The sequence below is a fragment of the Arthrobacter sp. P4_F11 genome, from assembly GCF_056401395.1.
This window is the reverse complement of the sequence record NZ_JBFUJK010000007.1, coordinates 93,824-115,799: the sequence shown is the minus strand read 5'-3', so window position 1 is coordinate 115,799 and position 21,976 is coordinate 93,824. Positions and strand designations below refer to the sequence as shown.

Genomic DNA, 21,976 nt, shown 5'->3' with positions numbered 1-21,976 from the left:
CTGGTTTATCCGAAGCGGCCGGAGACGTAGTCCTCGGTGGCCTTCTCGGTCGGGTTGCTGAAGATCGTGGGGGTGTCGCCGAACTCGATCAGCTTGCCCGGCTTGCCGGTGCCGGCAATGTTGAAGAAGGCTGTCTTGTCCGACACGCGGGCCGCCTGCTGCATGTTGTGCGTCACGATCACCACCGTGTACTGGTCCTTGAGCTCGTTGATGAGGTCCTCAATGGCCAGCGTCGAGATCGGGTCCAGGGCGGAGCAGGGCTCGTCCATGAGGATCACCTGGGGTTCAACGGCAATCGCGCGCGCAATGCACAGGCGCTGCTGCTGGCCGCCGGACAGCCCGGAGCCGGGCTTGGCCAGGCGGTCCTTGACCTCGTTCCAGAGGTTGGCCCCCTGCAGGGACCGCTCCACCAGGACATCGGCCTCGCCCTTGGAGATCTTCGTGTTGTTCAGCTTCACGCCGGCCAGCACGTTGTCCCGGATGGACATGGTGGGGAACGGGTTGGGGCGCTGGAACACCATGCCGATCTGGGACCGGACGGTGACCGGGTCGACGCCGGGGCCGTACAGGTTGTCCCCGTCCAGCAGCACTTCGCCTTCAACCCTCGCACCGGGAATGACCTCGTGCATGCGGTTCAGGGTGCGCAGGAAGGTGGACTTGCCGCAACCCGAGGGGCCGATGAAGGCCGTGACGGACTTGGCGTCGATGTTGATGTTGACGCCTTCGACGGCCAGGAATTTGCTGTAGTAGACGTTCAGGTCCTTGACGTCGATGCGCTTAGACATGGTGTTCCTTCACTTGCTGGAGGTAGGGGCGGCGGGCGCGGATGGCCTAGCGGCCTGTCTTGGGGGCGAAGATGCGGGCAATCAGGCGTGCGCCGAGGTTGAGCAGCATCACCAGGATGATGAGTACCAGGGCCGCGCCCCAGGCCCGCTGGGAGGACGGATCCGGGTTCGACGGCGAGGTGGGGTTCAGGATCTGGGTGTAGATGAAGGTCGGCAGGGAGGCCATCCAGCCGCTGAACACGTTGGTGTTGATGGTGGTCGCGAATCCGGCGGTGACCAGAATCGGCGCGGTTTCGCCGATCACGCGGGCGATCGCCAGGGTGATGCCGGACGCGATGCCGGAGATCGCCGTCGGGAGGACCACCTTGAGGATGGTCCGCCACTTGCGGACGCCGAGGGCGTAGGCGGCCTCGCGGAGTTCGTTGGGCACGATCTTGAGCATTTCCTCGCTGGAGCGGACCACCACCGGGATCATCAGCACCGACAGTGCGACGGCGGCGACGGCGCCGGTCTTGGTGCCCGGGCCGACCACCGCGAAGAACGCGGCGGCGGCGAACAGGCCGGCGACAATCGAGGGAATGCCGGTCATGACGTCCACGAAGAAGGTGATGGCCCGGGCCAGTGCGCGGTCCTCGCCGTATTCCACGAGGTAGATCGCGGTCAGCAGGCCCACGGGGACCGAGATGAGGGTGGCGAGCACCGTGATCAGCAAGGTGCCCATGAGCGCGTGGTAGATGCCGCCCAGCAGGGGGGCGCCTTCCTCCACCGTCTTGTTGTCGAAGGCGCCGGTGACCCCGTTCATGGAGGTGGTGAGGAAACCGGGATCCAGGAGCCCGGGGAGCCCATTGATCAGTACGGTCCAGATCACCGAGAACAGGGGCAACAGGGCAACCAGGAAGGCCCCCACAACCAGGCAGGTGGCCAGCTTGTCCTTGGCTTTGCGGGCGCCTTCCACAACAAGGCTCCAGCCCACCAGGCCGGCGGCGAAGAGAATGGCGGAGACGATTCCCCAGCCGAAGGCATTGAAGCCGATCAGCGCGAGGATCGCCGCGCCGAGGATCAAGGCAACGGCCAGGACGATGTACGGCGCGGCCTTGGGCAGTTGGCCCCTGGTCAGCGCCGAGCGCTTGCGTACCGGAGTCAGGGTGGAGGTCATTTAGTTGGCTCCCGAGAATTCTTTGTGCCGGCTGATGATTCCCCGGGCAATCATGTTTACTCCGAGGGTAATGACGAACAGCACCAGGCCCGCGGCGATCAGCGTGCTGACCTTGAGCCCGCTGGCCTCGGGGAAGTTCAGGGCGATTTCGGCGGCGATGGTCTGGTTGCCGGTCTGGATCAGGCTGGCGGTCAGGGCTCCGGAGGACAGCACCAGCGCGACGGCCATGGTCTCGCCGAGGGCCCGGCCCAGTCCCAGCATCACGGCGCTGATGATTCCCGGCCGGCCGAACGGCAGCACGGTCATCCGGATCATCTCCCAGCGGGTGGCCCCGAGCGCCAGCGCGGCCTCTTCGTGCAGCTTGGGGGTCTGCAGGAAGATTTCGCGGGTCAGAGAGGTGATGATCGGCAGGACCATGACGGCGAGCACGATTCCGGCCGTCAGGATGGTCTTGCCGGTGGCGGAGGCGGGGCCCTGGAAGATCGGCAGCCAGCCCATGTTCTCGGCCAGCCAGTTGTACGACGGCGAGATTTCCTTGGCCAGGAACGCGACGCCCCAGGCGCCGTAGACCACGGACGGGATGGCGGCGAGGAGGTCAATCACGTAACCCAGGCCGGAGGCGAGCTGGCGCGGCGCGAAGTGCGAAATGAACAGCGCGACGCCGATCGCGATCGGCGTCGCGATCACGAGAGCGATCACCGAGGCGATGAGGGTGCCGATGACGAGCGGCCAGATGTAGGTGAAGAATCCTTCGCCGCCCTGGATCTTGTCCGCCGGAGCCACGAGGGCGGGGAGCGCCTGGATCACGAGAAACAGTGCCACGCCGAAGAGCACGACGAGGATCAAACACCCTGCTGCCAAGGTGGCTGCGGAAAAGACTTTGTCACCGGCGTGGCCTGCGCCCCGGGACTTGGTCAGGGAGGTGGTGGTCACTTCACGGTCCTTCGGTTTGGATGCCCGGCAAATCTTGATGTATGGAACAAACGCGTCAGTTCCCTGCTCCATGGCGGCCGCCGGTGACGGCCGCCATGGAGCAGGGAACCTTGATCAGGCCCGTGTTTCCACTATGCCCTTTTCCACTTCGCCTCGCGGCGCAGCGTATTCCTAGGCCTTGGCCTTGACGGAGTCGACGGCAGCCATTGCCTTGTCCTGGAGGGTCTTGGACAGCGGCGCCGACTTGGCGGCGTCGGCCGCGGCCTGCTGGCCCGCGTCGGAGGCGGCGTACTTGACGAAGGCCTTGACCAGGTCAGCGGTGGCCTGCGTGTCGTAGGTGGTGCAGACGATGTGGTAGGACACCAGGACGATCGGGTAGGCGCCCGCGGCCGTGGTGGTGCGGTCCAGCTTGATGGCGAGGTCGTTGGCGTTGCGGCCCTCGACCGGCTTGCCCTGGTCGACTGCCTTGGAAGCTGCCTCGGCGGAGATCTTCGTGAAGGAGTCGCCGACCTTGATCTGCGCGGTGCCGAGCTTGCCGCTGACAGCGGAGTCGTCGGCGTAGGTCACGGCGCCGGGGGTGTCGGTGACAGTCTTGACGACGCCGGAGGTGCCCTTGGCGTTCTCGCCCTTCAGGCTGGCGGGCCAGACGCCGGCTGCCTTGTCGGTCCACACGGTGGGGGCTACGGCGGACAGGTAGTCGGTGAAGTTGGTGGTGGTGCCCGAGTCATCGGAGCGGTTCACCGGGGTGACCTTGAGGTCCGGAAGCTGGACGCCCGGGTTCATCGCCGCGATGGCGGGGTCATTCCAGTTGGCGACCTCGCCGCGGAAGATCTTTGCGACGGTGGCGGCGTCGAGCTTCAGGTCCGTGATGCCAGGGACGTTGAAGGCGACGGCGATCGGGGAAATGTAGACCGGGATGTCAATGGCTCCGTCGGGACCACACTTTTCCTTGGAGCTGGCGAGTTCGTCATCCTTGAGGTAGGCATCGGAGCCGGCGAACTGGGCCGAGCCGTCGAGGATCGCCTTGCGTCCGGCGCCGGAACCGTCCGGGGAGTACTGCACAGTTGCGCCCTGGTTCGCGGTAGCGAAGTTGGTCTTCCAGACATCCATGGCTGCGCCCTGGGCGGAAGAACCGATGCCGGTCAGGGTGCCGGTGACCGCGGGACCCGAGGCGGACGGCGCCGCGGTCTGGGCCGTGTTAGTTGCGTTGTCCGAACCGCAGGCGGTCAGCGCAAGTGCGCCGACGGCGATTACAGCGATAGCCGCGTTGCGGCCGAAGCGGAGAGCCTTCACTGAGTTGTACCCCTTCCAGGGCTGTGAGTGCCGGGCCTGGAGAAGGCCCGCAGGGATGCGTACGGGTTTGTACCTTTACCGACCGTAAGTGGCCCAGGTGAAGAGAATTGCGGACCAAAGTGAACGGCCGGTGAACGACGCGGGACTATTGGCTTACATATGCCGGGCCGCCATTGTGTTCTGTGCGTCACAGTCGTATCAGCCGCACAGTGCCCGCGGCCCGTGCCGTGTCCTGCCGTGCCGGCCGTCCCGGCGCAGCAAATAGACTGGAGGGCATGGCCTCCGCGACTGGACTCTCCGCAAGCGCACGATTTCTGCGCGGCCGGGTCCGCACCGGCTTTGTCCGGAGCCGGAACTCCCTGGGCCCGGCCATCCAGATGACCACTTGCGCCGTGGGCGCTTACGCTTTCGCAGAATACGTCCTGGGTCACAGCGGGCCGTTGTTTGCGGCCACGTCATCCCTTATTGCGCTCGGTTTTTCCCGCGACCCCCGGCTGCGCCGCGTCATCGAGGTGGGCTTGGGCTGCACGCTCGGAATCGTGGTCGGAGACCTGCTGCTGCACTGGCTGGGCTCCGGAATCTGGCAGGCCGCCGTCGTGCTCCTTTTCTCCATCCTGCTGGCCAGGTTCCTGGACAGCGGGACGATTTTCACGACGCAACTGGGCCTGCAGTCGGTGCTCGTGGTGCTCCTGCCCGCACCGATCGGGGGCCCGTTCACCCGCAGCATCGACGCCGTGGTGGGCGGAGTGTTCGCGCTGCTGATGACCGTCCTCGTTCCCAAGGATCCGCGGCGTGAACCCCGCAGCGACGTCAAGAAGCTCCTGCACGAGCTCGCCGAGGTGCTGCGGGAATGCGCCTCGGCGCTGAGCTACAGCGATTCCACCCAGGCCTGGCATGCCCTCATCCGGGGCCGGAACTGCCAGCCGCTCGTCGACGCCATGCGCCAGTCGCTGCGTGCCTCCGGCGAAGTGGCAACCCTGGCCCCAGCCTACCGGCGGCACCGGGACGAACTGGACCAGATGGAGCAGTCGCTGGACTACATCGATCTCGCGCTGCGCAACAGCCGGGTCTTTGCGCGCCGACTGACCAGCGCCATCAACCATGCGGCGCTCTCGGACGAGGCCACCCAGAACATCGCCGAGGTCCTGCAGGAGACGGCCGCCGCCGTCGACGAGCTCTCGCTCGGCCTGGCGGAAGTCCACGACGGCGCCCGCCGCGCCCACCTGCGGACAGCACGCTCGGAGCTGCGGGAGATCGCAGGCCGGCTGCATCCGCGGATACTGGACGTCCAGCGGCTCGAGGGCGAAACGGTGGTCATGCTGTTCCGCCCGCTCATGGTGGACCTGCTCGAGGCCGCCGGGCTGGATTCCAAGGAAGCCCGGGACATCCTGCCCCCGCTGTAGCTGCTGCAGCTGGCGCACGGGCCCTGCTGGCCCCGCCGCCGGCGCACTTGTTGTCGCTGGCCCCCGATAGTGTGGACCAATGGCTACGAAGACTTCCCGGGGGCCGAAGGCGCCCGGCTATAAATGCGCCGAATGCGGCTGGACGACGGCCAAGTGGGTGGGCCGCTGCGGCGAGTGCCAGGCGTGGGGCAGCGTGGAGGAGACCGGCACCGCCGTCGCCCGGACGACGGCGGCCACGACGGTCCTGGAACCGGCCCGCCGGATCGCCGACGTCGACGCCACTACCGCCGCGTTCCTGCCCACCGGCGTGGATGAACTCGACCGCGTGCTCGGCGGCGGGCTGGTGCCAGGCGCCGTGATCCTGCTGGCGGGCGAGCCCGGGGTGGGCAAGTCGACGCTGCTGCTGGACGTTGCGGCCAAGTTCGCCCGCACGGCGCAGGACGTCCTCTACATCACCGGCGAGGAATCCGCGGCCCAGGTCAAACTCCGCGCGGACCGGATCGACGCCGTCGCCGAATCCCTGTACCTGTCCGCCGAAACTGACCTGGGGCAGGCCCTGGGGCAGGTGGAGAAGCTGGAGCCGCGCCTGCTGGTGGTGGACTCCGTGCAGACCCTCAGCAGCGCCGACGTCGAGGGCAGCGCCGGCGGCGTGTCCCAGGTGCGCGAGGTGGCGGCGTCCCTGATCGCCGCGGCCAAGCGCCGCAACATGACCACGCTGCTGGTCGGGCACGTGACCAAGGACGGCTCCATCGCCGGGCCCCGGCTGCTGGAACACCTCGTGGACGTCGTCTGCCAGTTCGAAGGCGAACGGCACTCGCGGCTGCGGCTGCTGCGCGCGGTCAAGAACCGCTACGGACCCACCGATGACGTCGGCTGCTTCGATCTGAACGAGGACGGCATCGAGGGCCTCGCCGATCCCAGTGGGCTGTTCGTCTCCCGGACCAAGGAGCCCGTTTCGGGAACCTGCATCACGGTCACGCTGGAGGGCCGCCGGCCGCTGCTGGCCGAGGTGCAGGCGCTGCTCGCCGAGAGTGCCAGCTCCCAGCCCCGCCGCGCCACCAGCGGGCTCGACAGCTCGCGCGTCGCGATGCTGCTGGCCGTCCTGCAGCAGCGCGCCGGCTGCCTGCTGAACAAGGACGACTCGTACGTGGCAACGGTCGGCGGGGTCAAGCTCAGCGAACCCGCCACGGACCTCGCCGTGGCCCTGGCGGTGGCTTCGGCCAAGGCCAGGAAGCCGCTCCCCCAGCGGCTCATAGCCTTCGGCGAGGTGGGCCTGGCGGGCGAAGTCCGCCCGGTGCCCGGCATCAACCAGCGCATCCAGGAGGCGCACCGGCTCGGCTTCACCCATGCCGTGGTACCGGCCAGCCCCAACGGGCACGGACCGGTTCCGGCGGGCTTCTCGGTCCGCGAGGTCGGCCACTTGGCCGAGGCCCTGGGACTGCTGATCAGCTGACGCCGTGGAAGCCGGGCGCCCCGGTGGTCTGGGACCTGGGGACGATGCGAGTTGCCAGAGGTCCGCTGAGGCTGGAAATGCCCTCTTGCCAAAGATACCCCCCGGGGGTATGTTGGGCGTAGCCGCAGATGACTGAGCATCCGTCAGGAGCACACACCATGGAACACCGGCACAGCAGCCCCGGCGCGGACCAGGGCCTCCGAGACCACAGCCCGGGCGGGACGCCGCACGGCAACCATGCTGTGAGCTCCGCCGCGGACGAGCACACGGTACACACTCACGGCCAGCATGCCGGGCACAGCGTCGCGATGTTCAGGGACAGGTTCTGGCTGTCACTGGCCCTGGCCGTGCCGGTGGTCTTCTTCAGCCCCATGTTCGCGGAACTCCTGGGCTACGCTCCTCCCGCCTTCCCCGGCTCAGCATGGATCCCGCCGGTCTTCGGCACGGCGATCTACCTCTACGGCGGCCGTCCGTTCCTCCAGGGCGGACTCAATGAACTGAAGACGCGAAAACCGGGGATGATGCTGCTGATTGCCATGGCCATCAGCGTCGCCTTTATCGCCTCCTGGGTGACCAGCCTCGGCATCGGCGGTTTCGATCTCGACTTCTGGTGGGAGCTGGCGCTGCTGGTCCCCATCATGCTGCTGGGCCACTGGATCGAGATGCGCGCCCTCGGCTCGGCGCAGGGTGCGCTGGATGCCCTGGCGGCGCTGCTGCCCGACGAAGCGGAACGCGTCACGGCTGCCGGCACGGAGACCGTCAGCCTCGCCGAACTCCGTGCCGGGGACACCATCCTGGTCCGCCCCGGCGGCCGGATGCCGGCCGACGGCACCGTCAGCGGCGGGCAGGCCGAATTCGACGAATCCATGATCACGGGCGAATCAAAAACCGTCCTGCGGGCCCCGGGGGATCCCGTGGTGGCCGGCACCATCGCCACTGACAACTCCGTGCGGGTCCGGGTGTCGGCCATCGGCGAGGACACGGCCCTCGCCGGGATCCGGCGCCTCGTGGCCGAGGCGCAGGCGTCCTCCTCCCGGGCCCAGGCCCTGGCCGACCGGGCTGCGGCCTTCCTCTTCTACTTCGCGGCCGGCACCGGCGTCCTGACCTTCATCTTCTGGACCCTGATGGGCAGCCTAGGAGACGCGGTCACCCGCACTGTGACGGTCCTGGTGATCGCCTGCCCCCACGCCCTCGGCCTAGCCATCCCGCTCGTCATCGCCATTTCCACCGAGCGCGCCGCCCGGGCGGGCGTCCTGATCAAGAACCGGATGGCGCTGGAGCGCATGCGGACAGTCGATGTCGTGCTGTTCGACAAGACCGGAACCCTGACCAGGGGCGAACCGGAACTCAAGGAAGTCGCCGCCGCAGACGCGGGAACAACCGGCCAAGACGCTGCGCAGAATACGGTGCTGGCACTCGCGGCCGCCGTGGAGGCTGACAGCGAACATCCCTTGGCCCGCTCAATCGTTGCCGCGGCCCGCGAACGGGGACTTAAGCTTCCTACGGCGGACGGGTTCACGTCGCTGACTGGCCGCGGAGTCCGCGCCACGGTCGATGGCCGCACGATCCAGGTGGGCGGCCCGGCCCTGCTCCGGGAGCTGGGTTTGCAGGAGCCGCCGGATTTGGCCGCCACGACCGGCGCCTGGCTGGAGCGCGGCGCGGCGGTGCTTCATGTCGTGGACGGCGGCAGGGTCCTGGGTGCTGTCAGCCTCGAGGATGCCGTGCGGCCCGAGTCCCGCCAGGCCGTCCGCGCCCTGCAGGCACGCGGCATCAAGGTGGCCATGGTCACCGGCGACGCCCGGCAGGTGGCGCACGCCGTCGCCGCCGAGCTCGGCATCGACGAAGTGTTCGCCGAGGTGCTCCCGGCCGACAAGGACAAGAAAGTGGCGGAGCTCCAGGGCCGCGGGCTGAAGGTGGCCATGGTCGGCGACGGCGTGAACGACTCCCCCGCGCTGGCACGGGCGGAGGTGGGGATCGCGATTGGAGGCGGCACGGATGTGGCCGTGGAATCCGCCGGTGTGGTCCTGGCCGGCAACGATCCGCGGGCTGTGCTGTCAATGCTCGATCTTTCCAGTGCGAGCTACCGGAAGATGTGGCAAAACCTCGTGTGGGCCACCGGATACAACGTCATCTCGGTGCCGCTGGCTGCCGGTGTCCTCGCCTTCGCCGGAATTGTCCTGTCCCCCGCCGCGGGCGCCGTGATGATGTCGGCGTCGACCATTGTGGTTGCCCTGAACGCCCAGTTGCTGCGCAGGCTCAAGCTCAACCCGGCCGCGGTCAGCTGACCTGTTGGAGGCCCCGATGCCGGAAACCACCCGCCGTGAGTCATCATTCGGGAGATCGTATGCCCGGGTGGGTCCGCGGATGGACGCCCGCGGCGCAGCAGAGCACCGCCGCCGGCTCGTGGCGCCGGCGCACGGCTTCGTCATCGAAATCGGGGCGGGCTACGGGGCCTCCTTCCCGTTCTACCCTTCCGCGGTATCCGGTGTGCTGGCCCTCGAACCGGACCCCACGCTCCGTGCGCTGGCCCTCGCCGCCGCCGGTAAGGCGCCTGTGCCCGTCACGGTGAGGGACGGCGTGGCGGAAGCGCTGCCGGCGGCGGATGCCTCGGCCGACGTCGTTGTCTCCAGCTTGGTGCTGTGCAGCGTGCCGGACCCGTCCCTCGCCCTGGCGGAGGTGGTCCGGGTCCTGCGGCCCGGCGGCCTGCTGCTGTTCTACGAACACGTCCGCTCAGCGCACCGCATGCTGGGGGCCGCCGAAGACCTGCTCACACCGCTGTGGGGCCGGCTGGCAGGCGGATGCCACCCGAACCGTGACACCGCCGCCATGATCGCCGCGGCAGGCCTGAGCGTGCAGGGCATCGAGCGCTTCGGCTTTTCGGTGCTTCCCGGCAATCCGCGGCTGGCCCACGTCCTCGGTGTGGCGGGCAAATCCTGAGCGCGTTCCGGCACAACGAAAAGGGGGCGCCTGCCGCGATGGCAGACGCCCCTCTTCTGATTTCACTCCGGCTGAGCCGGCCTGGGTTTGCTAGGCCTTCTTGGGAGGCAGGGCCAGCTTGAAGATCTTCGCCCACGTGGAGCCGACCTGCTTCAGCAGCGGGCCCGTGGTGTACGGCAGTCCGTAGCGCTTGCAGATCTCCTGCACCTTCGGCTGCACCTCCGCGTAGCGGTTCGAGGGCAGGTCCGGGAACAGGTGGTGCTCAATCTGGTGCGAGAGGTTGCCGGTCATGAGGTGCATGAACTTGGAGCCGGAGATGTTGGCCGAGCCAATCATCTGCCGCACATACCAGTCACCGCGGGTCTCGCCCTCCACCATTTCCTCGGTGAAGGTGTCAGTGCCTTCGGGGAAGTGGCCGCAGAAGATCACTGCGTGCGCCCACACGTTGCGGACGGCGTTGGCGGTCAGCGTGCCGTAAAGGGCCTGCTTGCCGGAACCGGTCAGCATGGCGACGGCGGGAGTGGCGGCGTAGTCCTTGGTGAACTGCGTCAGTGCCTTGCGGCCGAGGGCCTTCAGGTCCTTGGTCAGGGCTTCCTTCGATTTCCGGCCCTCTTTGTAGTCCACCAGTTCGAGGTCGTAGATCGCGATGCCCCACTCGAAGACCGGTGCCAGCAGCGCGTTGTACAGCGGGTTGCCCAGGTTGAAGGGAGTCCATTTCTGGTCCGGATCCATCCGCAGCAGGTTGTATCCGATGTCGTTGTCCTTGCCGACCACATTTGTCCAGCGGTGGTGGAGGTCGTTGTGGGTGTGCTGCCAGGAGCGCGCGGGGGTGACGAAGTCCCATTCCCAGGTGGTGGAGTGGATGTCCGGGTCCCGCATCCAGTCCCACTGCCCGTGCAGGATGTTGTGCCCAAGTTCCATGTTTTCCAGGATCTTGGCGAAGCTCAGCAGCGCGGTGCCGGCGAACCAGGCGGGCTTCTTCTTGCTGACAAGGAGCAGGGCACGGCCGGAGAGCTCCAGGCCGCGCTGGATCTTGATCATGCGGCGGATGTAGGCGGCATCGGCGGACCCGCGCTTGGCGAGGATGTCATCTTTGATGGCGTCGAGTTCGCGCCCCAGCTCCGCCACCTGCTCGTCGGAGAGGTGGGCGGCCGCGGGCGGGCGCAGCAGCGGGCTGCCGGTTTCGGCGAGGGCGCCGGGCCGCGTCTTCGCGACCGTGACGACCTTTGCTGTGTCGGCTGAACCGCTGGTGGCGGGGGTGTCGGCGTCGGAAAGGTCCGGTTTGTTGGAAACAATCGTCATGCGGTGATACTCCTCAGAGGTCGAGGTTAACGGGGCCGGCGGCTGCCGACACGCACGTCTGGATTAGTTGGCCGGGCTCGCCGTGCACTTCGTTGGTGCGCAGGTCACGGACGTGGCCGGCCCGCAGCGGGATGAGGCAGCTGTGGCAGATACCCATCCGGCAGCCGCTGGGCATGAGGATGCCGGCGTCCTCGCCGACATCGAGCAGCGGGGTGTCGCCATCGGCCTCGACTTCACGGTCGGAGGCCTCGAAGGTGACCAGGCCGCCGTCGTGCCCGGCGCCGCCGGCGAGGCTGGTGCTGAAGCGTTCGATGGTCAGGGTGCCCGAGCTGGCCGCGGCCTGCTGGGCGTCCTCCGCTTCGGCCTCCCACAACGCCTCGGCGTCGTTGAGGTACCCTTCCGGACCGCATGCGTAGGCGGCGCGCTGGCGCCAGTCCGGGCAGAGCCGGTCCAGGTCGGCGGCCGAGGTGAAGTCCAGCCGTCCGCTCTCACCGGTGAACCAGTGCGTGACGCGCAGGTTGGGGAACTGGTCGGCGAGCTCGGCGAGTTCTTCACGGAAGATGGTGTCCGCGGCGGTGCGGGCGGTGTGGATCAGGACGACGTCCGAATCCGGGCGGTGCGGAACGAGCGTGCGGATCATCGACATCACCGGGGTGATCCCGCTGCCGGCCGTGAGCATGAGCAGCGGCCGCGGATGCTCGGGAAGGACGAAATCGCCCTGCGGGGGCGCCAGGAACAGGACATCGCCGGGCTTGGTGCCGCGTACGAGGGCCCCGGAGACGGCGCCCATGTCGGTCACGGTGATTGCCGGGTCCTGTCCGGCGGGGGCGCTGAGCGAGTAGGACCGCCAGTGGCGGACACCGTCGAGCTCGACGCCAATACGGGCCCACTGGCCGGCAAGATGTGCTTGCCAGCCGCGGCCGGGACGGAAGAAAATGGTGGCGGAATCGGCCGTTTCTGGAACCACCCTGGTGACCACGCCGCGCAATTGGCGGGCGGAAAACACGGGATTGAACAGCGACAGAATGTCTTCTGGAGCTAGTGGGGTGGTCAGTAGAGATGCGGCGCGCGCCAGCTTACGGAGCCGGATCATTCATCAAGCTTATGTCAGATTGCGCCATACTTCTTCACCCAAGGCATACGATCGACTCGAGAAAACTATCCCGCCGCAACAACTCATCGGACTTTCCATGAACACATCCCCTGCCCGGGAGCCTGCCGGCCCCGCCCCCGCCTACGATCCTCCCTGGCTGGCCCTGCCGCGGGAGGTCAGCGACATGCTGCGGCCGCGGATGCCCGGCATTGTCGAGGCCATCATCGAGGCCGTCCCGCAGCTCGTCCCGGCGTACGCCAGGCCGATCGAGGGGCGCTTTGGCAGGGGGCTGCGCAGGGGCGTGGCCGCGGCGCTGGACCGCTTCCTGCAACTGCCCGGGACCCGGCTGCCGGCGCTGTCCGAGGAAAGCCGGGAGCTGGTGGCCGGGCTGGGCAGCGGCGAGTTCCGGCAGGGGCGGAGCATGGACGCGCTCCTGAGCGCCTACCGGATGGGCGCCCGCGTGACGTTCCGGGAGATGTCCAAAGTCTCAGTGGAACACCATCTGGGCCAGGGCGTCGTGGTGGACCTGGGCGAATCGATCCTCGCGTACATCGATGAGCTGTCGGCGGTCAGCGCCGAGGCCTACGCCTTTGAGCAGTCCGAACGGGCCGGAGCAGTGGACCGGCGGCGCACCGAACTGCTGGACCTGCTCCTGCTAGGCCAGGCCGACGAGGCGGCCCTGCGCCAGACGGCGGCGATGGCGGACTGGTCCCTGCCCCAGCGCATGGCGGTGGTGACGCTGCCGCTGGACCGGGCGGCCGGGCTGCGGCTGCGCCTGGGCCCGGGCACCCTTGTGATTGAGCGCGAGACCGATGTTGTCGCCCTGGTGCCGGCGCGGATGTCGCGCTCCGCCCGGGACGACCTGGACCGTGCCCTGAAGGGGCGCGGCGCTTCCGTGGGACCGGCCGGGGGCTGGGAGAGGGTTCCGGATTCGCTGCGGCTGGCCGTGCTGGCGGCCGCAGCACTGCCTCCGCGGGAGGGACCGGATGATCCCCCGATCTGGGCCGACGAGCACCTGGCGCAGGTGATTCTCGGTGCAGAACCCTCGGCGATCACGGAACTCGCCAACCGCCGGCTCGCGCCGCTGGAAGGGCTTCGGCCCGCACAGCGCGACCGGCTCGCCGAAACCCTGCTCTCCTGGTTGCGCCACTGGGGCCAGCGGGCGCCCGTGGCCGCCGAGCTCGGGATCCACCCGCAGACCGTGGGCTACCGGGCAGCGCAGCTGCGCGAGCTCTTTGGCGACGCCCTCGAGGACCCAACGGCGCGCTTCGAACTCGAACTGGCCCTTCACGCCGGCCGGCGGTAGGCCAGCCCGTCAGGCGGACCGCGGGTTACCCGGCGAGCGCCCGCCGGCTGTGGAGCCGCAACTCCAGGTCGTGCATCACGAGCGCCGCCAGGTCCTCCAGCGCAGCAGTGTCCTCATCGCTGAACTCGCGGGGCTCACGGTCCAGGATGCAGAAGGTGCCCAGGTTGTAGCCGTCCGGAGTGCGCAGCGGCACCCCGGCATAGAACTGCAGGCCGAACTCGCCTGCCACGAGGGGGTTGGCCAGCGTCCGGGGATCGTTGACGGCGTCCCGGACAATCCAGGCATCGCCCTGCAGGACGGCGGAGGCGCACAATCCGGGGTCCCGGCCGATTTCCGTGACATCCGTGCCGTGGTGGGACTTGAACCAGATCCGGTCATGGTCCACAACACTGACAATCGCCACGGGCACCGAGAACATGCGTGCGGCCAGCGCCGCGATCCGGTCAAAGACGCCGTCCGCGGGAGTGTCCAGGATCCGGTACCGCTCGACCGCCTGCATGCGCCCTTCTTCGTCGGTCAACAGCGCGGCCGGGTCCCGGCGGCGGCGTCCCGTGCCGTTGATGACTTCCTGGCGCAGGGCCAGGGACACTTCCCGGGCCGGCGGGCGGGCGGCCGGATCCCTGTCCAGCATGGAGGTCAGCAGGGCCGCCCACATGGGCGCGATGTCTTCAGGGACGTCCGGGTCGTGGAGCAGCCGGGCCAGGGCGGACTGCACCGGCGCGCCGGGATAGGCCATTTTCCCGGTCAGGCCTTCCAGGAGGACCAGCCCCAGCGAATAGACGTCGCTGGCGGGGCCCGCCGGTTCGCCGGCAGCCTGTTCGGGGCTGAGGTAGGCCGGGGTGCCGGAGCTGTCATCGGGGTCGCCGTGGTGGCCTTCGCGGATGGTGATGGCCACGCCGAAGTCGCTGAGTTTGGCGCGGGCGCGCCGGTCCTCGACGCTGTAGTCCACGAGCAGGATGTTGGCCGGCTTGACGTCCCGGTGGATGATGCCGTGGTGGTGGATGTGCGCAAGACCGTCCGCGAGATCGTGTCCGATCAGCGCCATGTGGGCCGCCGACAGCGGGCCCTCGGCCGAGCGGCGGCGCAGGTCGGGGCCGCGGACGAGTTCCATCACCAGATAACTGAGCCGGCGGGTCGGGTCACTGAGGTCCGTGCCGGCGTCGAACAATGTCACGAGGGCGTGGTGGGCCATCCCCGCCAGGATCCGCACTTCATCGGCTTGCCTGCGGGCCCGTTCTTCGTCCACGGTCCCGTCGCGGAAGAGTTTGACTGCCACTTCACGCCCCAGGACCTCGTCCGTGGCACGGTACACGCTCGATTGGCTGCCCCGGCCAATGAGCTCTTCGATCCGGTAGCGCCCGCTGAGCAGGGAACCGGGGTCCATGGTTGTCAAAGGTCTACGTGGTCCCTCTAATGGGGCCGCCGCTGGAGGCGGGCGGATCAGTCCAAAGCCGGGACAAATCCCGGCACCCGCATCATAAGCAAGCTTACTTATCATAACGCGGAAACCGGATTCCGGAAGACTTCCCGGAAGTCTTCGGTCCGCCGCCTTGGGCTATTTTGCGGGGTTGTGGGTCCCGATCGGCACCAGGGTGAGGTCAGGGTGGTTCTTTTCGATCCGGCGCAGGGCCCAGACGTCGTTGAACAGGGCCAGGTATTCCCCGTCGGAGCGCAACAGGACTTCGGCGCCGGGGACGTTGGCCAGCGCCGGCATGGCGTCGGCGGTCGAGATCCGGGCCATGGAATACGGGAGCCGCTCCAGCCGCATCGGGGCGCTGAAGTCGTGCGCCATGCGGTCCTCGACCACTTCGAACTGCATGGGGCCGACGGCGGCAAGAACGGGCGCCTGGTCACCCCGGATGTCCGAGCGGAGCACCTGGATGACGCCCTCGTGCTCAAGTTGTTCGATGCCGCGGCGGAACTGCTTGAACCGGCTCGGGTCCTTGGAGCGCGCCACCTGGAAGTGCTCCGGGGCGAAAAGCGGGATCGCCGGGAATTCCACGGGCTGGTCCAGGAACAGGCTGTCCCCCACCCGGAGGGAGGAGGCGTTCACGAGGCCCACCACGTCGCCCGGGAAAGCCTCGTCGATCACCTCGCGTTCGCGGCCGAAAACCTGCTGGGCGTACTTGGTGGCGAAGGATTTCCCCGTCCGGGTCTGGGTGACCACCATGCCGCGCTCGAACATGCCGGAGCAGACACGGATGAAGGCAACGTGGTCGCGGTGGGCCTTGTTCATGCCGGCCTGGACCTTGAAGACGAACCCGGCGAACGGGGCATCCACGGGGCGGGGGTCGCCGTCGACGTCGGGCCGCGGGGCAGCGGGCGGGGCGAAGTCGACGAGGGCGTCGAGGATTTCCTTGACGCCGAAGTTCAGCGCGGCCGAGCTGAACAGGATCGGCGTCGCCTTGCCGGCGTGGAAGGCTGCGACGTCGAACGCCAGGTTGGATTCGATGACCAGCCCGGCCTCGTCCACGGCGTTGGACCAGTCGTCGCCCTGGCTGGCGGCGGCCTCGTCGGGGGTGAAGTATTCGGTCAGGGCGATGTTGGCCCCGGCGTTGTTGCGCTTGAACTGCGCGAAGCGGTCGTTGCGCAGGTCCCAGACGCCGCGGAAGTCGCCGGAGATGCCAACGGCCCAGGTCAGCGGCATCGGCTGCAGGCCGGTGCGTTCGGTGATCTCGTCCATCAGCGCCAGGGCGTCCAGGCCGGGCCGGTCCCACTTGTTGATGACAGTGATGATGGGCAGGTTGCGCTGCTTGCAGACCTCGAAGAGCTTCATGGTCTGGGTTTCCAGGCCCTTCGCTGCGTCGACCAGCATGACAGCACAGTCCACGGCCGCGAGCACGCGGTAGGTGTCCTCGGAAAAGTCGGCGTGGCCCGGGGTGTCCAGGAGGTTGATGACGGTGTCCCGGTAGGCGAACTGCAAAGCGGCAGAGCTGATGGAGATGCCGCGGTCCTTTTCCATCTGCATCCAGTCCGAGACCGTCTCCTTGCGGTTGGCCTTTCCGCTGGAGGCGCCGGCCGTGCCGATCACCTTTGCGTGCAGCGCCAGGGCCTCCGTCAGGGTGGATTTGCCGGCGTCGGGGTGCGAAATGACCGCGAAAGTCCGGCGCCGGGCCGCCTGCTTGTGAATCTCCTGGACTCGGGCGGGGCTGAGGACTTCTTGAGACACGATGCTACTTTCGCTGCGGCAGTGGACGGGTCACGGCGCGGAGAGCCCGCGGTACACCCAAGGATCCAAGTTTATCGCAGGCCGCGGACCGCGGACGAAGCTGCGGCCGGACCGCGTATGAAGCTACGCGAGGCCCGGGCACGAAGCTGCGGCGTTAAGGCGCCAAAATGCCGTCACGGACGGCGCCCGGGGCAGCCCTTCAGGAGGCCCGCGGCGGCACGCCGCAATGGACCACTTTAAGGCTTGCCTGTGCGGAAGTGGCCTTGCTTTACCCCTATCATGGGGAGAGCGGGGAACTGAGTACTTTGATCCTGCCGGGAGACCCTGGAATCCGGCGCACTTGCAGGCTCGTCCCTGCACCTTTGAAGGGAAATCTATGGCTCGGAGCCCTGAAGATGCGCTCAAGGCGACCTTGGCCAGGGTGGCACCGGGCACAGCCCTCCGCGACGGCCTGGAACGCATCCTCCGCGGCCGGACCGGCGCGCTGATCGTGCTGGGCATCGACAGGACCATCGAGTCCATCTGTTCGGGCGGCTTCGAGATCGGCATCGATTTCTCCCCCACCCGGCTGCGGGAACTGGCGAAGATGGACGGCGCCATCGTCTGCGACAAGGATGCCAGCAACATCCTGCGCGCGGCGGTCCAGCTCGTCCCGGATTCGAGTATCGAAACGCAGGAATCGGGCACCAGGCACCGGACCGCGGAACGCGTGGCCATCCAGACGGGCGTCCCGGTCATTTCGGTCAGCCAGTCAATGCAGATCATCGCGCTGTACGTGCACGGGCTGCGCCACGTCCTGGAGGGCTCCGAAAAGGTCCTGGCCCGCGCCAACCAGGCCCTGGCAACCCTGGAACGCTACCGTTCGCGCCTGGACCAGGTCACCAGCTCGCTCTCCGCCCTGGAAATCGAGGCCATGGTGACGGTCCGTGACGTCGCGGTCACGCTGCAGCGCCAGGAAATGGTGCGCAGGATCTCCGAGGAAATCTCCCAGTACGTCCTGGAACTGGGCGAGGACGGCCGCCTGCTCTCGCTGCAGCTGGACGAGCTCACCGTCGGCCGCGGCCCGGGCAGCGACGTCATCATCCGCGACTACTCCGGGCCGGCCGCAACAGCGGAGGACATCGACAAAGCGGTCAAGGCACTCGTCGGCCTGGGCCCAACCGAGCTGATCGACCTGGGCAAGATCGCCGGCATCGTCGGCTTCGCCGGCGGCGAGGCCAACCTCGACGCCGTCGTGCAGCCGCGCGGCTACCGCTTGCTCTCCGGGCTCAAGGCCGTGCCGAAGGCCGTCGCCGACCGGCTCGTCGACCACTTCGGCGGCCTGCAGTTCCTGATGGCGGCAACAATCGATGACCTCATGACCGTCGACGGGATCGGTGACCAGCGTGCCAGGACCGTCAGGGAGGGCCTGAGCCGCATGGCCGAGGCCAGCCTGCTGGACCGCTTCCTCTAACCCCCTCCACAAACCCGTCGGGGGGGGGTAACAGGAGTTACACGGGTCAGCTGAGCTGGAACACGGCCTTGGGGCTGTTCTTGTTCGCCAGCCGGGCGGTGAAGACGTAGTAGGCGCCGCCGGCACCGGGCGTGGCCTCGACGGGCTCGCAGCCCTGCACCGTGCGGTTGCGCTGCCACGGGAAGTTCGCCGTCTCGCTCTTGCCCGGAGCAATGGTCTTCATCAGGTCCGTGCTCTCCGCCTGGCAGTCCTTGGAGGAGAAGATCCGGTCCGAGCCGCTGGTGATCATGTACTCCATCTGCGAGGTCCCGATGTTGACCTCGCACGGGACCTTGTTGTTGTTGGTCACCGTGAGGCTCAGCAGCGGCTTCTCACCGGCTGCATAAGCCTGTTTGTCGGTGGCGGCCGTAACGGTGATCAGATTCTGCTCGCAGCCCTCCCCCGATGTGGCCGTGGGAGAGGCCGAAGCCTCCCCGGACGCCGTCGGGCTCCCCGACGCGGAGTCAGCCGGGCTGGCCGCCGGCGACGTTCCTGCCCCGGACGGCTGGGCGCCGGCAGACTGGCCCCCGCCCAGGGCGTTCGAGACCGCCACAAAGCCGCCGAAGGCCACCGCGATGACGAGCAGCAGGACCACCCCTGCAAACAGCCGGCGGCGGCGGTAGACCCGGCGCAGCGGGGGCCGTCCGGATTTGCGCCCGGATTGCCCCGGGGCCGAACCTTTCGGCCGCGAACCGCCCGTACCTGAAGTGCCTTGCCTGACCATTGTTCTAGCCTAGAGAACCGCGCGGGCTCTGGCGCCCGGCCACGCCGCGGGACCGGACGCCGTCCCGATCCGTTACCCCGATCTATTACGCTGAATGGATCGAAACTCTAACCCCCACGCCCCCCGTATCCGCCGCGGCACCGCGTGACTCCCTGCCCGCCGGGGCGCCCGCCCGCGCCGGCAATCTCCCAGCGCTCTATACGGCCCTGGACGACTGGTTCGCGTCCAATGCCAGGGACCTGCCGTGGCGGGCCGCGGACTGCACGCCCTGGGGTGTGCTGGTCAGCGAAGTGATGCTCCAGCAGACGCCGGTGGTCCGGGTCCTGCCGGTCTGGGAAGAGTGGCTGCGCCGCTGGCCGGAACCTGCAGATCTGGCCGGCGAACCCGCCGGGGAGGCCGTCCGGTCCTGGGGCCGGCTGGGATATCCCCGGCGCGCCCTGCGCCTGCATGCCGCCGCCGTCGCCATCAGGGACAGCCACGGCGGGGCCGTCCCCGGCACCTACACCGAACTCCTGGACCTGCCGGGCGTGGGCAGCTACACGGCCGCGGCCGTCGCCGCGTTCGCCTACGGACGCCGCGAAACGGTGGTGGACACCAACATCCGCCGGGTCCACGCGCGGCTGGTCACCGGCTCTGCCCTGCCGGCGCAGGCCCTGACCGCCGCCGAAATGCGGCTGGCCGCATCGCTGCTCCCGGACCGCCCCGACGCCTCGGTGCGCTGGAACGCCGCCGTCATGGAACTCGGCGCCCTGGTCTGCACTGCGCGGACCCCCAAGTGCGGCCAGTGCCCTGTCCGGGAGTCCTGCGCCTGGCTGGCGGCCGGGGAGCCGGCGCCGGCGTACACGCCCAAGGGCCAGGCCTGGCACGGCACGGACCGGCAGGTGCGCGGCGCCGTGATGGCCGTCCTGCGGGCAGCCGAGGAGCCGGTGGCGCCGGTCCTGTTCCACCAGGCTCCCGCGGACCTGGGCTTCGAACCGGAGGGCGTCGGCATCCCGCTCGCGGCCCTGCACCGGCTCAACGCGGCCCCCGAGCAGCTGGAACGGGCGCTGGCAGGGCTGCTGGGCGACGGCCTCGCCGAACTGCACCAGGGCGGCTTCCGGCTCCCGGGCTGAGGATCTACGCTGGAGCATGCGCAAGCTGGCGGCCGCGGCGGTGCTGGTCCTCACCGCAGTCCTGGCTGTCTCGTGCCGGCCGGAGGCCGCCTGCCCGGCGATCGCCCAGGCGCCCGTTGTATCGCTAACGGTGGACCGTGAGTACGCCCCGTCAGTGCGGACCATCCACCTGGCCGCCTGCCAGGACGGCCGCTGCAAAGAGGCGGACCTCGAACTGGTTCCCGGAAGCACGGCCGTGGACCAAGGCTGCGAGCCGGGCCCCTACGGCGGCGACGGCGTCTGCTCGGCCACTTCTTCACCCGACGGCACCCTGACCGGAATGCTGATGATGGAGACGCTGAGCGCCAGCCGGATCGAGGTGACGGCCACGGGCACGGACACCGCCGGGAACCCGCTGCCGGCCCGGACCGCGGCGTTCACGCCCCGCGCGGCGCACCCGTTTGGTGAGCAGTGCGGAACCTTCATCACCGCCAGCGTGGTGCTCGACGCGGCCGGCCTCCGCCAGGCACCCTAGCGCTTACGGTTCTCCGAACCCCGAGCCGACCAGGCGTTCCAGGTAGTCGACCGCCTTGGCGGCGTCCGGGCCGCTGGCCTCCACGTGCAGGACGGTTCCCTTGCCGGCGGCAAGCATCATGAGCTCGGTCATGGAGGCGCCGTCGGCGCCGTTCACGGTCACCTCGGCGTCCATGGCGGACAGGCCTCCGGCGATCTTCGCTGCCGGCCGGGCATGCATGCCGGCTTGGTTGACGAGCTCAAAGTCCCCGGTGGCGTCCGGCGGCTGCTGGTGCACATGCCCCGCCTCCGCGGGATGGGCCGGCGGCCGGTAGACGGCCTCGGCCGCGTCCTTCACCGCCGCCGCTTCGGCTCCTGCCTGGGCAGCCACCGCGGCCGCGACGAGTCCTTCGACGAGGGGCGCGTCAGCAATCAGCACCGAGCCCGGCTCGGCTGCAAACTCCGCAGCGGACTCGGCCGTCATCACCGCGGAGCCGAGGTCGGCGAGCACCACCACACCGTCACCGGCTGCCTGCTCCAGGGCCGCCATGACCTTGTCCAGGCTCGTGCCGATGCGGCCGTCGTCGGTGCCGCCGGCGGGGAGGATCAGGACGTCGGGAGCCATCTGCGCGGCGAGTTCGACGGCGCCGTCCGCGATCTTGGAGCTGTGCGAGACGACCACCAGCCGGACTGTCATTCGGCCGCTCCGGCCGCGGCGCGCAGAATCAGCGCGCTGGAGACCGCTCCGGGGTCGCGGTGGCCGATGCTGCGCTCCCCCAGGTAGCTGGCACGGCCCTTACGGGCGAGCATCGGATCCGTGGACACGGCGCCGGCTTCGGCGGCCTCCGCCGCGGCTAGCAGCACCTTTCTGACATCGCCGTCGCCGTCGCCAGCCGCTGCGGCGGCCGCCTCGATCGCGGGCGTCCAGGCATCCACCATGGTCTTGTCGCCGGATTCGGCCTTTCCGCGGGCGACGATCCCGTCGCGGGCGGCCTGCAGCGCGGCAGCGAGGGTGGCGGCGTCGACGTCGGAGGCCTCACCCAGGGCCGTGGCGGCCCGCAGGAACGCCGTGCCATACAGCGGGCCGGCCGCCCCGCCGACCTTGGACATCAGCGTCATGGCCGTCAGTTTCAGGGCCGCGGCCGGGGTTTCCGGCGGCGCCTCGGCAAGTTTGTCCATCACGGCCTTGAAGCCGCGGTCCATGTTCTCGCCGTGGTCCGAGTCGCCGATGGGACGGTCCAGCTCGATTAGTTCCACCCGGTGCTCCGCCATGGCCTGCGCCGAAAGCGTCAGCCACCGCACCGCCCAGCCGACGTCCAAGCCCAC

At 68.7% G+C, this 21,976-nt stretch carries 19 protein-coding genes; 8 read left to right on the top strand and 11 right to left on the bottom strand.

Annotated elements, in window-relative coordinates; all coding sequences use genetic code 11:
* Positions 1 to 5 precede the first annotated feature (5 nt).
* The 4 genes from pstB to pstS form a co-directional block, all read right to left on the bottom strand.
* Positions 6 to 785: a phosphate ABC transporter ATP-binding protein PstB gene (gene pstB / locus AC1DRO_RS09825; protein WP_018774898.1), complete on the bottom strand. Its 780-nt coding sequence runs from the start codon at positions 783 to 785 to the stop codon at positions 6 to 8.
* Positions 786 to 831: 46 nt separating this feature from the next.
* Positions 832 to 1,941 carry a phosphate ABC transporter permease PstA gene (pstA, locus tag AC1DRO_RS09820; RefSeq protein WP_459383616.1) on the bottom strand — a complete coding sequence of 370 codons (1,110 nt, stop codon included), beginning with the start codon at positions 1,939 to 1,941 and terminating at the stop codon, positions 832 to 834.
* Positions 1,942 to 2,874, bottom strand: a complete 933-nt coding sequence (gene pstC / locus AC1DRO_RS09815) for a phosphate ABC transporter permease subunit PstC (RefSeq protein ID WP_230007456.1) — start codon at positions 2,872 to 2,874, stop codon at positions 1,942 to 1,944.
* Positions 2,875 to 3,045: 171 nt separating this feature from the next.
* Complete coding sequence (gene pstS / locus AC1DRO_RS09810) at positions 3,046 to 4,167, bottom strand: phosphate ABC transporter substrate-binding protein PstS (RefSeq protein WP_028276613.1); 1,122 nt, start codon at positions 4,165 to 4,167, stop codon at positions 3,046 to 3,048.
* Between the two features lie 275 nt (positions 4,168 to 4,442).
* Here pstS and AC1DRO_RS09805 point away from each other — a divergent pair, with 275 nt between their 5' ends.
* The 4 genes from AC1DRO_RS09805 (at position 4,443) to AC1DRO_RS09790 (ending at position 9,960) form a co-directional block, all read left to right on the top strand.
* Positions 4,443 to 5,570 (top strand): FUSC family protein, encoded by a 1,128-nt coding sequence (locus AC1DRO_RS09805; protein WP_028276614.1) that lies wholly within the window; start codon positions 4,443 to 4,445, stop codon positions 5,568 to 5,570.
* Positions 5,571 to 5,649: 79 nt separating this feature from the next.
* Entirely contained in the window at positions 5,650 to 7,023 is a 1,374-nt protein-coding gene (radA, locus tag AC1DRO_RS09800; RefSeq protein ID WP_223914678.1) for a DNA repair protein RadA, read from the top strand.
* 158 nt (positions 7,024 to 7,181) lie between these two features.
* Positions 7,182 to 9,308 carry a copper-translocating P-type ATPase gene (locus tag AC1DRO_RS09795; protein WP_476950680.1) on the top strand — a complete coding sequence of 709 codons (2,127 nt, stop codon included), beginning with the start codon at positions 7,182 to 7,184 and terminating at the stop codon, positions 9,306 to 9,308.
* A gap of 16 nt (positions 9,309 to 9,324) precedes the next feature.
* Positions 9,325 to 9,960, top strand: coding sequence for a class I SAM-dependent methyltransferase (locus tag AC1DRO_RS09790; protein WP_476950679.1), 636 nt, complete (start codon positions 9,325 to 9,327; stop codon positions 9,958 to 9,960).
* Positions 9,961 to 10,050: 90 nt separating this feature from the next.
* Here the strand turns inward: AC1DRO_RS09790 and AC1DRO_RS09785 are convergent, their stop codons facing one another.
* The gene (locus AC1DRO_RS09785) at positions 10,051 to 11,262 is read right to left on the bottom strand and encodes a fatty acid desaturase family protein (protein WP_243178328.1); all 1,212 of its coding nucleotides are present in this window, start codon (positions 11,260 to 11,262) and stop codon (positions 10,051 to 10,053) included.
* Positions 11,263 to 11,275: 13 nt separating this feature from the next.
* Entirely contained in the window at positions 11,276 to 12,355 is a 1,080-nt protein-coding gene (locus AC1DRO_RS09780) for a ferredoxin reductase (RefSeq protein ID WP_243178327.1), read from the bottom strand.
* 97 nt (positions 12,356 to 12,452) lie between these two features.
* On the opposite strand from AC1DRO_RS09780, the gene AC1DRO_RS09775 reads away from it, so the two are divergent.
* Positions 12,453 to 13,661 (top strand): PucR family transcriptional regulator, encoded by a 1,209-nt coding sequence (locus tag AC1DRO_RS09775; RefSeq protein ID WP_028276908.1) that lies wholly within the window; start codon positions 12,453 to 12,455, stop codon positions 13,659 to 13,661.
* Between the two features lie 25 nt (positions 13,662 to 13,686).
* Here AC1DRO_RS09775 and AC1DRO_RS09770 read toward each other — a convergent pair whose 3' ends face one another.
* Both AC1DRO_RS09770 and AC1DRO_RS09765 read right to left on the bottom strand, forming a co-directional pair.
* The gene (locus AC1DRO_RS09770; protein WP_476950678.1) at positions 13,687 to 15,045 is read right to left on the bottom strand and encodes a protein kinase domain-containing protein; all 1,359 of its coding nucleotides are present in this window, start codon (positions 15,043 to 15,045) and stop codon (positions 13,687 to 13,689) included.
* 171 nt (positions 15,046 to 15,216) lie between these two features.
* Positions 15,217 to 16,830, bottom strand: coding sequence for a peptide chain release factor 3 (locus tag AC1DRO_RS09765; RefSeq protein WP_028276909.1), 1,614 nt, complete (start codon positions 16,828 to 16,830; stop codon positions 15,217 to 15,219).
* Between the two features lie 376 nt (positions 16,831 to 17,206).
* Here AC1DRO_RS09765 and disA point away from each other — a divergent pair, with 376 nt between their 5' ends.
* Positions 17,207 to 18,283 (top strand): DNA integrity scanning diadenylate cyclase DisA, encoded by a 1,077-nt coding sequence (disA, locus tag AC1DRO_RS09760; protein WP_476950677.1) that lies wholly within the window; start codon positions 17,207 to 17,209, stop codon positions 18,281 to 18,283.
* Positions 18,284 to 18,329: 46 nt separating this feature from the next.
* On the opposite strand, the gene AC1DRO_RS09755 is transcribed toward disA, so the two are convergent.
* Positions 18,330 to 19,046, bottom strand: coding sequence for a hypothetical protein (locus AC1DRO_RS09755; RefSeq protein WP_476950676.1), 717 nt, complete (start codon positions 19,044 to 19,046; stop codon positions 18,330 to 18,332).
* A 275-nt stretch (positions 19,047 to 19,321) separates the two neighbouring features.
* Between AC1DRO_RS09755 and AC1DRO_RS09750 the strand changes: the two genes are divergently transcribed.
* A complete protein-coding gene (locus AC1DRO_RS09750) occupies positions 19,322 to 20,158 on the top strand; it encodes an HhH-GPD family protein (RefSeq protein ID WP_476950675.1) in 837 nt (278 codons plus the stop codon).
* A 16-nt stretch (positions 20,159 to 20,174) separates the two neighbouring features.
* Entirely contained in the window at positions 20,175 to 20,672 is a 498-nt protein-coding gene (locus tag AC1DRO_RS09745) for a hypothetical protein (protein ID WP_476950674.1), read from the top strand.
* Positions 20,673 to 20,675: 3 nt separating this feature from the next.
* Here the strand turns inward: AC1DRO_RS09745 and dhaM are convergent, their stop codons facing one another.
* Positions 20,676 to 21,347 carry a dihydroxyacetone kinase phosphoryl donor subunit DhaM gene (dhaM, locus tag AC1DRO_RS09740; protein WP_476950673.1) on the bottom strand — a complete coding sequence of 224 codons (672 nt, stop codon included), beginning with the start codon at positions 21,345 to 21,347 and terminating at the stop codon, positions 20,676 to 20,678.
* On the bottom strand, positions 21,344 to 21,976 hold the full coding sequence (gene dhaL / locus AC1DRO_RS09735) for a dihydroxyacetone kinase subunit DhaL (protein ID WP_026266688.1): 633 nt from the start codon (positions 21,974 to 21,976) through the stop codon (positions 21,344 to 21,346). Before dhaL ends, dhaM begins: the two co-directional genes overlap by 4 nt.